We start from the raw sequence: 14,056 nt of genomic DNA, 5'->3' as shown, positions 1-14,056 counted from the left end.
TTAACAATCCTTAGCTAAACGTAAGCCCATAAACTGCCAACGTTGATTAGGGTAAAAGAAGGTGCGATAAGTTGAGCGCATTTGCTCAATGGGCGTAACGCAAGAACCGCCTCGTAAAACATATTGGCCGGACATAAACTTGCCGTTGTATTCGCCTACCGCGCCTTCTGGGGCTTTGTATCCTGGGTAAGGGGTGTACGGACTGCGAGTCCACTCCCAAACATCGCCATAAAGCTGCATGACGCCTTGTTCTGCACAGGGCATAGGTGAAAAAATTTGCTTCTCTGAAAAGTTACCACTAATGGCTTGCTCGCGCGCTGCTAGCTCCCATTCGTATTCAGTGGGCAGCCGGCACCCTTTCCACTGGGCGTAAGCGTCGGCTTCATAATAGCTAATATGACTAACCGGCGCATTTAACGCTAATGGCACCAACCCGTTTAAGGTGAATTGATACCATGCATCACCTTGTTTGCGCCAATAAAGTGGGCATTGCCAGCCTTCTTGTTGCGCGACGGCCCACCCATCAGCCAACCATAACACTGGGTTTTGATAGCCTCCTGCTTCGATAAAAAGCAACCAATCAGCATTCGTTACCAACCCTTTGGCTAATGCAAACTGTGAAACATACGCTTTGTGTTTCGGCCCTTCGCAATCAAAATAGAAATCTGTTTGAGGTGCTACCCCAAATTGGTGTAACCCTGCATCAAAGCGAATAAATTGCTCTGAAGTAGATTGGTGATCAGCGCTTAATTCAGTTATGCCGGACTTTGTGTTAAACGCGGCGGGATAAAGAGGGTTCAGTGAAAAAGCATGTAAGATATCCGTTAACAGCAATTCTTGATGCTGCATTTCGTGATTCATGCCAAGTTCAATCAAGGAAACTAGCTCATCACTGGTGTTTGTTGTCAGTAGCTGCTCAATCGCGCTGTCTATTTGTTGGCGATAGGCATAGACGTCTTCAATCCCCGGCCGACTGATCATACCGCGTTGCGCTCGAGGATAACGCTCACCTTTTTGTTCGTAATAAGAATTAAATAAATAATTAAATTGAGGTTGAGGTGACTGATAGTCTTCTACAAAGGGCAACAAAATAAATTGTTCGAAAAACCACGTCGTATGCGCCAAATGCCATTTTGTTGGGCTGGCATCAGGCATAGACTGTAACTGCATGTCTTCGCTGGTCAATGGCTCAGCCAGAGCAAGACTGTATTGGCGCCGCGAATGAAATCGAGCAATTAGGGTATCAGCGGAATTATCAACAATGTGCGCAGTTGCAATCATAATAAGTGCTTCTTGTTATTCAGTTAACTCTCAGAGTATTAATGGCTTTAATGAAAATTTAATGAAAAATCGTGCAAACTCAATGAAAAACACGACGCGGCGCGCTAATTTAAGCGTGCAAAGTAGTCTTGCCATGTTTGATGAGGCCTGCCAGCAGCTTGTGCATAGTGACTCTCGTTTTCGAGCGCTCCTTGGGCAATACCTTGATAAATGCCGGCTATCACAGTACCAATGAAGTCCCCTAGTTCAGCGACACGATCTGCTTTGTACTCTTCGTACGTCAGTGCAATAAAACGTAACGATAACCCAAAAGCGTGGTTTAAGTGGTCAACTAATTGCGCCTGGGTCAGTAATTCACCGTGTAAATTATACGTGTGACCTTGATGTTTATCTTCTAATAGCATTTTGGCATATGCATAAGCGAGCTCCTCACGGTTTGTGTAGGCACAGCGCCCTTGTCCAGCACAATTTGAAACATTACCCGCTTTTTTATAACTCTCAATATATTCAACGTCCGGCTCAATATAAATGCCATTTCGACCGATTACCCAGTCTAATCCAGAGGACTTAATGTCTTCTTCAGTTTGGCGGTTACTTTGAATAACAGGTGAAAACGCAGTGTCATGCTCTGCCCCCTGAACACTGGTGTATACAATTTTTTTAACGCCACTGTTTTTAGCCGCATTGATTACATTGCGGTGCTGCTCTATTCGTTTATCCGGCGCATCCATTCCTGAGACAAGCAAAACGGTATCCACACCTATTAATGAGCGCTCAAGGGTAGTAAGGCTATTGTAGTCTCCTGGGCGTACCTCTACACCAAGCCCTTGGGCTTTTTCTGGCGTTCTTGCGAGTGCAACAACGTTAGTTGTTCCTATTTGCTTAACAAGGGCATTCACGATTGAACCACCCAGTTGTCCGCTTGCAGCGGTTACAGCAATTTTCATGTTCAATACCTTGTCGGTAGTTAAGCGCAGTACGCATTAACATAACAGTTGGAGGGTAAAAAAAAAAGACAGGTAAATTGCGCGCTGTTAAGTGACGCTACATGGATGATAATAAGATGATAGTCAGGTGATAATAAGAGTAGGGAGAAATAAGTCCTGCGCCCAATGCTAAGCAAGAAACAACCATAAACTGGGTTAAATATGGATATATTGGTGTAAGCCTAAACCTATTAGCAAAACACTAAATCCAATAACTTGGATAAAAAACGTCCCTTTTGTTTCGTCCCAATGCAGCGCGATAAAAAGCAAACAAACAGGATTGATAAAAAAACAGGCTAGTCCCCATGCAATACTTTTGTTGAAAGCTTGAAGCAACAACACGACTCCACCAACAATAAATACCAGTAAGCCTATCAGAGTGATTATCATCGTGATCATGTTCATATAGACCTACTCAAGAGGCGAAGCGTATTTACTGAGGAGCACATTTACTAAGGGCCGTATTTACTGAGTAGCGCGGCCAGTGTAATAAATCACCAACACGCGCATCACAAAGGCTATTTAGTCGTCGTTAATCAGCGGTAAATACATTTCGCCTAAGCGTAAAATGCTTCCACTTTCCCTTTTAGGGTGATTAACATCGGCTGTCCTCGGCGGTCCAACGCTTTAGGCGAAGGGATTTTTACCCAGCCTTCACTGATACAGTATTCTTCTACATTAGTGCGCTCTTTACCGTTCACACGAATACCAATTTCGTGCTCAAAGGCGGCCTCGTCATAATGTGGGCTGCGCGGGTTGCTAGAAAGGCGATCTGGTAGTGGCGGTAAGTTAGTGATGTCGTTCATAAAAATGACCTAAATTCTAAAAAGTGCGCCATTGTAGACAATATGTTTGCACCACTCAATATCTGTTAGGGAATAGCGCAGGCCGTTAAATAAAACTCAGCCATAACGCGATTTGATGTTTACCAATACACTGCAACTCGCATTATATTTTACAGGCGTCATATGCCGCTTTACTGTTGCTCGACTGGCGTATAACAAAATCTTGCTGAAGGCTAATAATAGACGCCCGTCGCTCAGTGTTTGCTTGTGCGGGTACCCAAAGCCAGTTCTTAATCGCGCTCAATGCTTGTTGATCGAACACACCAGCCGGAAATGATTTAGTTATTTTAGGCTCCACTGCCTGCCCAAGTGAATCGATGACCAAGGTGAATTCGACACAGCCTGATAATTTCTGCGACTTGGCTGCTTCGGGATATGGTGCTGTGACTTTTCTGTAGACCAACCAATAATCGCTTACTGCGTTTTTATCTGCCGTTAAATCCACAGGCGATAACGTATTCTTATTTGGCGCGCTCGAACATGCCACCATAAGCAACGCTGCGACCATTAGTAGTAATCTAGTATTCATTCACATTCCATTATTTGTGCTGATGATTCGTAGCTTGGTAGCTTATTAAATTGCGGGTATTGGATAAATTAACCTGCCAAGTTTTCATTGACCCTTAGGCCGCATATACTTTGATCTCGCCCCTTGCGTTTAGCCAAATATAATCCGCAATCTGCGCTTTCAATCAACGCTCTAGGGGTTGTGTGCTCATCTGCTAAAACAGAAATGTAGCCCGCACTTACAGTGACTCTACCTGAGGCAACCTTAGGATGAGGTATATTAGATTCATAAACGCAGCGCCGAACATTCTCAGCTAATCGCAACGTATTATGACTATCGCCATAGGTCACGATGGCAAACTCTTCTCCCCCGTAGCGACAGACAATATCCGTTTCACGACAACAGGATTTAGTCAGCAACACTGCTATCTGCTTTAAACATAAGTCACCAGAGTAATGGCCTAAACAGTCGTTATATTCTTTGAAATGATCAATATCAAACATAAGTAAGGAAATTGTTCGCCTCTCACGTTTGGCCAAATTAAGCATAAACTGTAATTGACTGTCGAAAGCGCGACGATTCTTCAAACCGGTTAAACTATCGATTGATGCTTGCTTATATAATTCTTCGTTGACCGCTTCTGGCTCAATAATACCTAGTAGCAAAACAGCTTTACCAAACTCATTGCGAACCAGTGCCTTTGCCCGGCTTGAAAAATAAAGGACCTTATCTTTTGTTTCATCGTAATAAGGAAACCGATTATCGTACTCAGCAATCTTGTTGTTCTTAAGATCGTCATACTCTTTATATATTTCTTGTGCACTAACACTGCTTTTTATCGCAATAAATTTATTATAATCCCCCGCGATTGGGCAGGTTTTGCTAATCGAATGCTGAATATCATTGCCCAAATGAAAGGTGTCGCACATGGTTTTATTGCAATAAAACACGTCAGGGGCTTCTTCGAGATCAATAATCCACCAAGAGACACCGGTGAAGTTAAGCAGCGCTTCGCATTGTTGGTAGTACTTTTCTATTTGTTTATTTGCAAACATATAGCACTGGCTCGCATTGGGCTTAATGCTTTCATATTAGTGTATCAGCTGCTTATTTACACCATGCTTTGCGCTAAATTAAACCCACGTATACCCCCACAAAAGTCAATAATGACGCCGATTCGGGGCGATTAACTTACCAATACGTATGGTAACTAAGCGGCTTTAATTATCGCTAAAAGCAAGTGGGCAAAGGAAAATTTTACATAATTCGTAATCTAGTATCTTTCTGCTTTAGCCTTAGCTTAGACCATTAATTCTAGGAGCATTTCTGGCTATATATTGGTGCCCTTTGACACAAGGCTATTGAGTTAGCGAGTTAATTTTGCTTTATTATTAACCAATAACATCAAATAATAGAGTGCTATTAAAACCCAAAATACGCCGCTAGCGACTGATCCAGGTGAGGATAAATGAAAACACTGATTGTAGTGACAATGCTAAGCCTACTGTCTGGATGTACTCAAAGTGACTGGCGTACGGCATCTCGAGAGTCTGCGGGGTTGGCGCTGGATCCAGCGACCGATACTCAAGCATCGATTGAAATCTATGCCGCTGATGCGTTTAGCTGGCGTGGTTGGTTTGCTGTGCACACTTGGCTCGCCATAAAACCAGAAAACGCACCAACGTACACTGTATATGAAGTGGTTTCTTGGGCGCTAACTAAAAACTCACCCGCATTAACCGAATATAAAACCATTACCCCTGATAGGTACTGGTATGGTGCAAAACCAGAAAAAATATTATCCATTCAGGGAGCGCGAGCAACAGAGCTCATCCCTAAAGTGTTAATCGCAGTAAACTATTACCCTTGGGCAAATGAATACACCCTATTCCCAGGGCCTAACAGTAATACATTCCCCGCATGGGTCGGTTTGCAAGTCCCTGAACTTGAACTCACTATGCCGTTTAGAGCAATTGGCAGTGGCTATGCACACTAGTCGTGCTTTAATCTAATTCCATTAAATAATTGCTAAGTGGTTAAATATTTAATGGAATTGGTATTAATTATTTATTGGTATTACAAACGACGAGCAATCACGCGCTGTAGCTCATAATAAAAAGGCCCTCAGAGCAAAAGCTATGGGCCTTATTGATTATACGCTTTACCGGTTTAGCCTTGATGGGATTGGTAATAAACGTTATTTATCCGCACGGCTAACAAATTTATGCTCACTGGTACTGACCTTAATACGCTCACCGCTTGAAATATACTCAGGTACTTGCACTGTCAACCCTGTGCTCAAGGTAGCAGGTTTAGTGCGTGCGCTGGCTGATGCCCCTTTAATTGACGGGTCAGTTTCAGTGATCACCAGCTCCACATTGGGTGGTAACTCAATGCCCACTGCTGAACCGTTGACAATCATCACCTGCAAGCCAGTTGTATCCTCAGCTATAAACAGTAATTCTTCTTCGATTGTTTCTTTATTCAGGTTATAAGGCGTGTAATCTTCTGTGTTCATAAACACATATTCGTCGCCGTCTATATAAGAGAACGTTACTGGCTGGCGCATGAAATCTGCGGTTTTAATCATTTCATCAGCTTTAAAGCTCTCGTCCGCTTTTGCTCCTGTGGTCACTTCATACAAGCGCATACGGTACAAGCTGGCACCAGCCCGTCCGCTTGGGGTCAATTTGTTGATATCCTTGACCACATAAACTTTGTCGTTATGTTCAATGGCGGCGTTCTTTTTTACTTCACTGGCTTTTGGCATTAGATTTATCTCTGGATTCTATCGCTGATACGCGACTCGTGTGAGTCATCAAATAAATTTCGCATCGAAATTACCAGAATAGCGATGTAAGGCAAGAAGATTATCCCCTGCTGCCGATATAAAAAAGCCCAACTTGGCCAGCTGGGCAATTTCTATAACATGGTTAACAGTGAGCAAAAGCGCTCACCTAATAAAGCTTTACAAGGTTGTTTCGAACAACTTGTAGATACGACGATATTCATCTAACCATGAACTTGGTTGCACAAAACCGTGGGACTCAACTGGATATATTGCGGTCTCGAAATCTTGCTTTTCAAGCTCAATTAAACGCTGAACTAAGCGCACTGTATCTTGAAAAAACACGTTAGAGTCGACCATGGGGGCATTAATCAGCAATGGTTTCTCTAAACCTTCGGCAAAGTACAATGGAGAGCTTCGTTCATAGGCTATGGGGTCAACATCTGGTGTGTTTAAAATATTCGAAGTGTAACCATGATTGTAGTGCGCCCAATCGGTCACTGGCCGCAACGCCGCACCAGACTGGAATAAATCAGGTTGGGTAAATAAAGCCATAAAGGTCATAAACCCGCCATATGAGCCGCCGTAAGTACCGATACGCTGGCGATCCACGTTGGCGTTTTCAACCAACCAGTTTACTCCGTCACGTAAATCGTCAATTTCGGGTTTGCCCATATGACGATATATCGCCGTACGCCAATCTCGACCATACCCGGCTGACGCGCGGTAATCCATGTCCATTACGACGTAACCTTGTTGCGCTAGCATATTGTGAAACATAAACTCACGAAAATACCCCGACCATCCTAAGTGGGCATTTTGCAAATAACCGGCGCCGTGGCTAAAGATAACCGCACGGCGTTTCTCGCCTTCGTTGTTTTCAACGTCGGCAGGTTGATAAACACGAGAAAATATAGGCTGTGTGGTATGGCTGGATTTCACCGGCACAATATCTGGCGCAGCGAAATTCATAGCTAAAAATTCTGGGCTAACGGTATGCGTCAAGCGAGTTGATTGCGCATTAGGCTTGGCCTCTTGAACATATAACTCAGGAGGTGACGTCAATGTTGAGTGGGTCAGTAATAGCTTGCTTTCATCTGGACTGAGCGTGTAATCCGTCATGCCGTTTAAGTCGGTTAGCGCTTCTATCTCTTTGCTCGCTATATTGACCCGATAAATTTCGTAGATACCTGGGTGTTTTTGATTCGCTTGATAGTAAACGTATTCGTCGTTTTTACTCAAGGTCAGGTTATTTACTTCGAAGCGCCCTGAGGTTAACGCGCTTGCATTGCCGTTGAGCGCCTTTAAATAAAGATGGGCATAACCTGATTCTTCCGACAAATAATACAGTTGCTCAGTGTTGTGTAACCAGCCATAGCTATTAAAGCGATAATTGATCCATGCATCATCATGTAACCGATGTTGGTTAACAAGCCGATGCTGCTGAAGATCGACAGTGGCAAGCCATCTGTCTTTGTTATCCCACGCTTCAAGCATCACAGCGACTTGTTCGCCATTTTCGTGCCACTCAATGGCACTTTGATCCCATGACCAGTCACGCATCAGCACTATATCTCTTGGTAAGCGATTGGTCTGATAAGTCGTGCCTTTTGCATTAGCATTTTCACGCTTTACCTCAGCTAGCACGTCATCATTAAAGCCTGGTAGAGCATGGTAACTCAGTGAATATTTTTTATGGGAGGTTAAATCGAGCAACCATAAATCATGATTAACCGGTTTTGCGTCTGCCACACGCTGGCGCACGCCTTTACTTTCGATACGCCCGTCTTCAGATATGTAAGCAGGCATCAAATCATCTTCACCGCGAGACGGCTGCATCTCTCTTGTCGCTATCAGCAACCATTTGCCATTGGGGGATATGCTCGATTCAACCCATTGATCATCTTTACTGAAATAAAAGGCCTCGGGAGCCAACGTATTATTTTGCCGAGCCAATACTTTTTGCTGGTTAAATTCCAGTTGACGATCATTGCGCTTTTTAGCGACGTAATCAATCAGCGCTATTTGCTGCTCAGCAATGTAATCAGCGGGTTTGGCATTCGCTTCCGGGGCGTCACTGAATTCCCAAGAGACCAGCTTTTGCGAAAAACCACTGTTTAGATCAACACTGAAAATACGGTTGCCGCGACGATAGGCTAAGCGCCCATCGTTTAGAAATTTTAGCTGCTTAGGCTCACCGCCGTCTTGGGTTATTTGGCGCAGTGCATTTGGCCCTGCACCGCTCAATGCTTTTATAAAGATATTACGTTCGAATACCCATGCAGAATAGGTTCCTTGTGGGTTAGTTACGCTGTCAGAATAGCTCACGGCATGTAGCTTGGATAATGCAACTTGCTGTGCTTCATTGGCATTTTGGCTATCCACTTGCCATAAGTGGGTCAAAGAAGACCCCTTCTCTTTTTGGCTATAAAAAACGGACTCGCTATTGTCTCCCCAATAACTGCTGAGCGGCTGGCGGCCAATCCAATCGGGATCAGCCATAATCTGCTCAAGGGTTAGCGTGCCGTCAGTGTGTGTTTGGTTTTGCCCATCAATAGTAGGTGTACCTTGATGTGTTGGTGCTATGCTAGGGTTAGTCGCTTCATTATTACTCGGTTGCGTACTAACCGACTGGGTCGCGCTACAGGCGAAAAGACCGGTTGAAATAATAACCACAAGCAGTTTTTTAGAATAATTATACATTGTTGTTTTCTCTGCGGATTTTGTTAATTTTTTTGGATAACAATTTACTTTAAACGTAAATTCAATCAGTTTAAACTGCTACACAAACACACTTACAAATTAGTCAGCGCTATAATAAGTAAAATAAACATAATAGAGCTGCTGGCTATGTATAAAAATGTCGAGGTTCACATGAAGAAGTTACTCGCTATCACTTGCCTAATGCTCTTTTGCAACTTGGCGCACAGTGCGCAGTGTCCAGATTTACTTAAGTTTGTAAAACGCAAACTTAACTCACAAGAAACAGTCAATATGTGTGACGCCTATGCTGGCAAAACCGTATTGTTTGTCAATACAGCAAGTTATTGTGGATTTACCCCGCAATTTAAAGGCTTAGAAGACTTATACAGTAAGTATAAAGATCAAGGCTTGATGGTATTAGGCTTTCCTTCGCATGATTTTAATCAAGAAGATAAAGATGAAGGCAAGACGGCTGAGCTGTGCGAACTAACCTACGGCGTGGAGTTCCCTATGTTTGAAGCCATGCCTGTGCGCGGGCGTGATGCTGATCCCTTGTATAAAATGTTGGCTAAAAAATCAGGCACCACAGTGAAGTGGAATTTTTATAAATACCTGATGGACAAAAACGGCAACTTGGTCAATACCTATGCCTCTTCAACAAAGCCGACGGATCCACAATTTATTAGTACAATCGAAGACACTTTAAAGCGGTAGCACAAAGAAGCCCGAATCAATTCGGGCTTCTTATTATAACCTTTGCTTTATTAACCACCCTTACGCGGTTTCAGGCAATAGCTCTGATAGTGTGTGACGTGCAGCTTGCCATGAGGTTTGCGCGTGTTCTTCCCCCATATTTAAACCCTCGAGGTAAACAAAGTTAACGTCTGTAATCCCCATTAAACCGAAAACTAAGCGTAAGTAAGGGGTTTGTGTGTCACTGTCAGTCCCTTGATAAATACCGCCTCGGGCAGCAAATACATAAACGGTTTTACCTACCAAGTGGCCTTTAGGACCTTCGCTGGTATAACTGAATGTGCGCCCCGCTCTCGCAACCCGGTCAATCCATGCCTTAAATGTCGAAGGAATGGTGAAGTTGTACATTGGCATACCAACAACAATGATATCGCTGGCTTCTAGCTGTTCTAGTAGCGTATTCGAATAGCGCGCAAGTTCGGTTTGCTCTGGGCTCATGCTGTCACTTACCATGTTCCACGTCTGCATTTCTTGTGCGCTTAAGTGCGGCAGGTTCAACGTATTCAAATCAACTTTGTCGAGATGGATCGCTTCGCTTTGTTGAAGTTTATTAACAAATTCACTGGCCAATTTGCTTGATTGGCCGTTATCGCCTTGTAGGCTGGCATTAAGTTGTAATACGTTTTTCATCTAGAATCCTTTAATTAACTAACTTATTTTCAGTATAAAGTTAATTTACCGAATAAAAATCGCATTAAATAAAGGTTTTAATTCTATAAAATCGAAACAATAATATTCCACGTTAATAAGTGATGGCTCTGCGCTCTGACCATTTGAAAGATCTCGTTAATTTAAAGAGAACAAGCATGACTCCATAACCTGATTTTTTGGCTAAAAGTATCGTTCAAGCTAAATATAAATTATATAATTCAATATCTTAAATCACTCTCGTCCAAATACATACCCAGCCAGAATGCAGTATTCAGGTTTTAGGTTACACAGCTACGTCTTAATCAAAAACCGCCGTATGCACTCTGCGGGGGCTAACTATTAACGCGGATTGGTGTAATCAGCCAGAGCGACGATAAAACTGCACACCTTGATCTTCAATCAGTAAACGCATTTGCTGATAAATATCTGGTCTAAATACCTTGGCGACCAAATCTAGCGGGATCGTTACATGGGGTGGAATTTGCCCAGCGCTGACCATGTGTTTAATTAACCATTCACCACGCACCAATTCAGGTTGATTAATACAGCCATTATTGCTCACCGAAAACTGATTGTAAGACGGAATGCTTCGTGGCGGTAAAGATTGATGGGTCAAACAACTGCCTAATAAAGAAGGGGCAATGACATCCAGCTCTGCATTTAAATATTTCTCATTACACAGCAACCTTGCTGCCTCAAATCGATTCGGCACAGATTCAAGCCACGCACAGGCTTGCTTTAATGCAGCGCATAACGCCAACACGGTGTTGGGGTATTTTTTATGGAACTCTTCCAGCAAACCGAGGACTTTTTCAGGTGAATCTTGCCAGATATCAAATGACGTTAGAGCCGTCATGCCGATACCAGCTCGCACGGCTTTGGCATTCCACGGCCCACCTACGCAAAATCCATCTATGTCACCGTTTTTTAAACACTCCACCATACTAACCGGGGGAACCACGAGCATTTCCACATCGTCTAAATCAACTTTTACTGCTTTCAACCAATCTCTGAGTTGATAGTAATGACAGCTATACGGAAATACGGTAGCGAACTTAAGCTTGGCTTCTCCATTGCGCTTACGCTTCTCTACCACTTTTTGCAGTAAATAAGCAGCCATTGGTAATGTCACACTGTTAATTTCGTTTTCTTTAAGTACCTCTTGCAATAAACCTTCAGAAAGCGTGATCGCGTTCCCGTTTAGGCTCAGTACCAAAGGCGTGATCACATTTGCTGGTGGTGCGCCTAGTCCAAGCGCGCTGGCTAATGGCATGGGGGCAAGCATTTGTGCCGCATCAAGCACGCCTGCATGTAACTTATCTCGTAAGGTTGCCCAAGAGTTTTGCTTTTGCAACGTGACGTTCAGCCCCCATTGTTCAAAAAAACCTAATTCTTTTGCAATGATCAATGGGGCTGAGTCGGTCAATGGGATAAACCCAAGCGAAATATTTGGTTGTTCTGGCTTAATCATGTTCGTGTCCTTGTTCCAATGAGCGAAGCATAGACACTATCGTTTTAGCCACGTCTTCGAGCTTTTGGCCTGTGTCCATTGCGGTTTTACGCATACTATGAAAGGCTTGTTCTTCGCTCATCTTGTTTGTCTTCATCAATAATCGTTTAGCTAAATCGATACTTTTACGGGACTCGAGTTGATGTTTAGTATCGTCTAGCTCATCTTTTAACTTATGGAATGCTTTGAACCGAGCAACGGCAGCGTCGAGTATCGGTTTAACACGCTCTGGGTCAATATCCCCTACTACATAAGCGCTTACCCCTGATTGCACCGATAAGTTTATGGTTTCAGTATCTTGCTGTGATGAAAACATCACTACCGGCTTAGGGTTGTAATGTGAAATGGTATGTAGGCTTTCCAACATATCGCGATTTGGCGATTCGATATCAATCACTATGATATCTGGCTGAATTTCATCAACCTGTTTCAATAATCCAGCTTGCGTGCACGCTAAATGACTCACTTTATAGCGAGAATTGCCAAGCGCAGTCACAATAGACTCCGCTCGCTGCACATTCTCATCAATAAGCAAAATATTTAGCTGTTCATGCGAGGCTAACTGGGTTGTTTTTTTTGCTGTGGATATCAACGGATATTCCTGACTTTGTCACGCACTGATCTTACCAAAGCGATTGCAAAGCCTACGCCAATAAAATAACTTCAATAAAAACAATACATTAAATATATTAAGAGAAGTTTGAATGCATTTTAATGTACGTAAATGGGCAGGCGCACCACAAGAGTGCAGCGTGCTGCACAAAAATTAATCGGTGAAAAATACGACCAATCATTGATGGTGTTAAAGCACACCATCACACGGCGGAAGTTAATGGGCCTGATGCTTGCCTGTTGTGTCAAAGCTTGGCAAATCAGGCTTTGCTGGTAGGGTAAATGGCCACGTTTTATTTCGCGCTTGCCAGCATAATTCGGCTTGAGCGTTTGCTTGCTCAAGTGTTAACTTATCAATCAGCATATAGAACAAACTCAGCGTACCAATGATGCCATGCGTCGCATAATCATTTATCTGTTCACCCTGCCAAACCTGAACAAGTTGCATCACGTCTAACGTTTTAGGTTTGGTAACCCAATGCGACAAGGTCGCAGGTACAGCTATGCTCGTTTCTAATCTGCCGCGGCACAAATGCAAAGTCACATCGCGCTCAGGGTTGTATTCTACTTCGCCCCCTTCGCCGCGAAAACATAAGATGCTGTTCTCGCTCTGTGCTTGCTCGTTGACCAGCGATGCACAACGACTGTGTTTTTTATCTACATCTCGGTGAAATACGCCTTGTAAGCTGTTGGCTGATTGACTCGCATTTAACATACGCGCCAGCGTATTCGCACAGGAGCGAAGACCAAACTGACTACGCAGCTGGATCATGGCATCAAGCTTAGGGTTTATATCGGCTAAATCCATGTAACTAAAACCATGTTGAGCCAGAAGTTTTTTCGCTTGGCAAGCGCTTGTAGCAACGTCAATTCCTAACTGTGGCAAAACATCTTTTAAATACAATCGGTTAGAATCAGGCTCATGGGTACCATGTAAAAATAGCGTTTTGCCTTGTTGTGCAAAGGCCATCACCGCTAACAAAAACCAAGGTAAATGCCGACGTTTACCGGCATAACAGCCCAAATCAATATCAATCGGTAAATCAGTGAGTTGCGGCTCATTCACTTCACGAAAGGCTTGAATAAACCCAGCTAACTCTTCTGCGGTTTCTTCGCGCACCCTAAGTAACATCAAAAACGCGCCTTTTTGTTCTGGGGTGATCTCGTCATTAATCAGCATTTTCATCGCTTGATACGCTTGAACTTGGGTTAATGTGCCCCCTGCCCTTTGGCCTCGGCCAATAATGCGGATAAATTCTTTAAACTCAGGAATATTTTCAGGGTGAGTGTTTTTTCTCATGAATATTGACGTGCCTTGTGGCTACGGTAGCCATCGTGAATGCGCCCCAAAAATTTGCTTAGAGGTTTGGTTAGCGTAACTTAGGGTAATAAGTTAAGCCCATCGAATTGGATCAATGG

Annotated in this window: 14 protein-coding genes; 2 read left to right on the top strand and 12 right to left on the bottom strand. The window is 43.5% G+C overall.

What is annotated here, in order from left to right:
• From egtB to GCHA_RS10305, 6 genes are all read right to left on the bottom strand, one after another.
• Entirely contained in the window at nucleotides 1-1,281 is a 1,281-nt protein-coding gene (egtB, locus tag GCHA_RS10330; RefSeq protein ID WP_007987893.1) for an ergothioneine biosynthesis protein EgtB, read from the bottom strand.
• A gap of 104 nt (nucleotides 1,282-1,385) precedes the next feature.
• Complete coding sequence (locus GCHA_RS10325; protein ID WP_007987891.1) at nucleotides 1,386-2,228, bottom strand: SDR family oxidoreductase; 843 nt, start codon at nucleotides 2,226-2,228, stop codon at nucleotides 1,386-1,388.
• Nucleotides 2,229-2,423: 195 nt separating this feature from the next.
• Nucleotides 2,424-2,672, bottom strand: coding sequence for a hypothetical protein (locus tag GCHA_RS10320; RefSeq protein ID WP_153810710.1), 249 nt, complete (start codon nucleotides 2,670-2,672; stop codon nucleotides 2,424-2,426).
• Nucleotides 2,673-2,824: 152 nt separating this feature from the next.
• On the bottom strand, nucleotides 2,825-3,073 hold the full coding sequence (locus tag GCHA_RS10315) for a DUF3297 family protein (protein WP_007987888.1): 249 nt from the start codon (nucleotides 3,071-3,073) through the stop codon (nucleotides 2,825-2,827).
• Nucleotides 3,074-3,215: 142 nt separating this feature from the next.
• Entirely contained in the window at nucleotides 3,216-3,641 is a 426-nt protein-coding gene (locus tag GCHA_RS10310; protein ID WP_007987887.1) for an energy transducer TonB, read from the bottom strand.
• A gap of 68 nt (nucleotides 3,642-3,709) precedes the next feature.
• Nucleotides 3,710-4,675 carry a GGDEF domain-containing protein gene (locus tag GCHA_RS10305; RefSeq protein WP_007987884.1) on the bottom strand — a complete coding sequence of 322 codons (966 nt, stop codon included), beginning with the start codon at nucleotides 4,673-4,675 and terminating at the stop codon, nucleotides 3,710-3,712.
• A gap of 413 nt (nucleotides 4,676-5,088) precedes the next feature.
• On the opposite strand from GCHA_RS10305, the gene GCHA_RS10300 reads away from it, so the two are divergent.
• A complete protein-coding gene (locus GCHA_RS10300; RefSeq protein ID WP_007987882.1) occupies nucleotides 5,089-5,616 on the top strand; it encodes a DUF3750 domain-containing protein in 528 nt (175 codons plus the stop codon).
• 201 nt (nucleotides 5,617-5,817) lie between these two features.
• Here the strand turns inward: GCHA_RS10300 and efpL are convergent, their stop codons facing one another.
• Together efpL and GCHA_RS10290 are read right to left on the bottom strand one after the other, a co-directional pair.
• On the bottom strand, nucleotides 5,818-6,390 hold the full coding sequence (gene efpL, locus GCHA_RS10295) for an elongation factor P-like protein EfpL (RefSeq protein WP_007987880.1): 573 nt from the start codon (nucleotides 6,388-6,390) through the stop codon (nucleotides 5,818-5,820).
• Nucleotides 6,391-6,588: 198 nt separating this feature from the next.
• Nucleotides 6,589-9,111: a S9 family peptidase gene (locus tag GCHA_RS10290; RefSeq protein ID WP_007987877.1), complete on the bottom strand. Its 2,523-nt coding sequence runs from the start codon at nucleotides 9,109-9,111 to the stop codon at nucleotides 6,589-6,591.
• A 171-nt stretch (nucleotides 9,112-9,282) separates the two neighbouring features.
• On the opposite strand from GCHA_RS10290, the gene GCHA_RS10285 reads away from it, so the two are divergent.
• Nucleotides 9,283-9,825, top strand: a complete 543-nt coding sequence (locus tag GCHA_RS10285) for a glutathione peroxidase (RefSeq protein ID WP_007987875.1) — start codon at nucleotides 9,283-9,285, stop codon at nucleotides 9,823-9,825.
• A 60-nt stretch (nucleotides 9,826-9,885) separates the two neighbouring features.
• Here GCHA_RS10285 and GCHA_RS10280 read toward each other — a convergent pair whose 3' ends face one another.
• The 4 genes from GCHA_RS10280 to GCHA_RS10265 all read right to left on the bottom strand — a co-directional run bounded on the left by GCHA_RS10280 (nucleotide 9,886) and on the right by GCHA_RS10265 (nucleotide 13,937).
• Nucleotides 9,886-10,494 (bottom strand): FMN-dependent NADH-azoreductase, encoded by a 609-nt coding sequence (locus GCHA_RS10280; RefSeq protein WP_007987873.1) that lies wholly within the window; start codon nucleotides 10,492-10,494, stop codon nucleotides 9,886-9,888.
• A 379-nt stretch (nucleotides 10,495-10,873) separates the two neighbouring features.
• On the bottom strand, nucleotides 10,874-11,986 hold the full coding sequence (locus GCHA_RS10275; protein ID WP_007987870.1) for a CmpA/NrtA family ABC transporter substrate-binding protein: 1,113 nt from the start codon (nucleotides 11,984-11,986) through the stop codon (nucleotides 10,874-10,876).
• Entirely contained in the window at nucleotides 11,979-12,617 is a 639-nt protein-coding gene (locus tag GCHA_RS10270; RefSeq protein ID WP_007987868.1) for an ANTAR domain-containing response regulator, read from the bottom strand. The genes GCHA_RS10275 and GCHA_RS10270 overlap by 8 nt, the downstream gene beginning before the upstream one ends.
• 237 nt (nucleotides 12,618-12,854) lie before the next feature.
• The gene (locus GCHA_RS10265; protein WP_007987866.1) at nucleotides 12,855-13,937 is read right to left on the bottom strand and encodes a glycosyl transferase family protein; all 1,083 of its coding nucleotides are present in this window, start codon (nucleotides 13,935-13,937) and stop codon (nucleotides 12,855-12,857) included.
• Between the last annotated feature and the right edge of the window lie 119 nt (nucleotides 13,938-14,056).

This window comes from Paraglaciecola chathamensis S18K6 (assembly GCA_000314955.1).
Taxonomy (GTDB): Bacteria; Pseudomonadota; Gammaproteobacteria; order Enterobacterales; family Alteromonadaceae; genus Paraglaciecola; species Paraglaciecola chathamensis.
Note: the sequence above shows the minus strand (reverse complement) of the source record. Positions and strands in the feature narration are given on the sequence as shown.

Coding starts and splice junctions, on each gene's coding strand:
- egtB (WP_007987893.1), bottom strand. CDS start 1,281: ATGATTGCAACTGCGCACATTGTTGATAATTCCGCTGATACCCTAATT.
- GCHA_RS10325 (WP_007987891.1), bottom strand. CDS start 2,228: ATGAAAATTGCTGTAACCGCTGCAAGCGGACAACTGGGTGGTTCAATC.
- GCHA_RS10320 (WP_153810710.1), bottom strand. CDS start 2,672: ATGAACATGATCACGATGATAATCACTCTGATAGGCTTACTGGTATTT.
- GCHA_RS10315 (WP_007987888.1), bottom strand. CDS start 3,073: ATGAACGACATCACTAACTTACCGCCACTACCAGATCGCCTTTCTAGC.
- GCHA_RS10310 (WP_007987887.1), bottom strand. CDS start 3,641: ATGAATACTAGATTACTACTAATGGTCGCAGCGTTGCTTATGGTGGCA.
- GCHA_RS10305 (WP_007987884.1), bottom strand. CDS start 4,675: ATGTTTGCAAATAAACAAATAGAAAAGTACTACCAACAATGCGAAGCG.
- GCHA_RS10300 (WP_007987882.1), top strand. CDS start 5,089: ATGAAAACACTGATTGTAGTGACAATGCTAAGCCTACTGTCTGGATGT.
- efpL (WP_007987880.1), bottom strand. CDS start 6,390: ATGCCAAAAGCCAGTGAAGTAAAAAAGAACGCCGCCATTGAACATAAC.
- GCHA_RS10290 (WP_007987877.1), bottom strand. CDS start 9,111: ATGTATAATTATTCTAAAAAACTGCTTGTGGTTATTATTTCAACCGGT.
- GCHA_RS10285 (WP_007987875.1), top strand. CDS start 9,283: ATGAAGAAGTTACTCGCTATCACTTGCCTAATGCTCTTTTGCAACTTG.
- GCHA_RS10280 (WP_007987873.1), bottom strand. CDS start 10,494: ATGAAAAACGTATTACAACTTAATGCCAGCCTACAAGGCGATAACGGC.
- GCHA_RS10275 (WP_007987870.1), bottom strand. CDS start 11,986: ATGATTAAGCCAGAACAACCAAATATTTCGCTTGGGTTTATCCCATTG.
- GCHA_RS10265 (WP_007987866.1), bottom strand. CDS start 13,937: ATGAGAAAAAACACTCACCCTGAAAATATTCCTGAGTTTAAAGAATTT.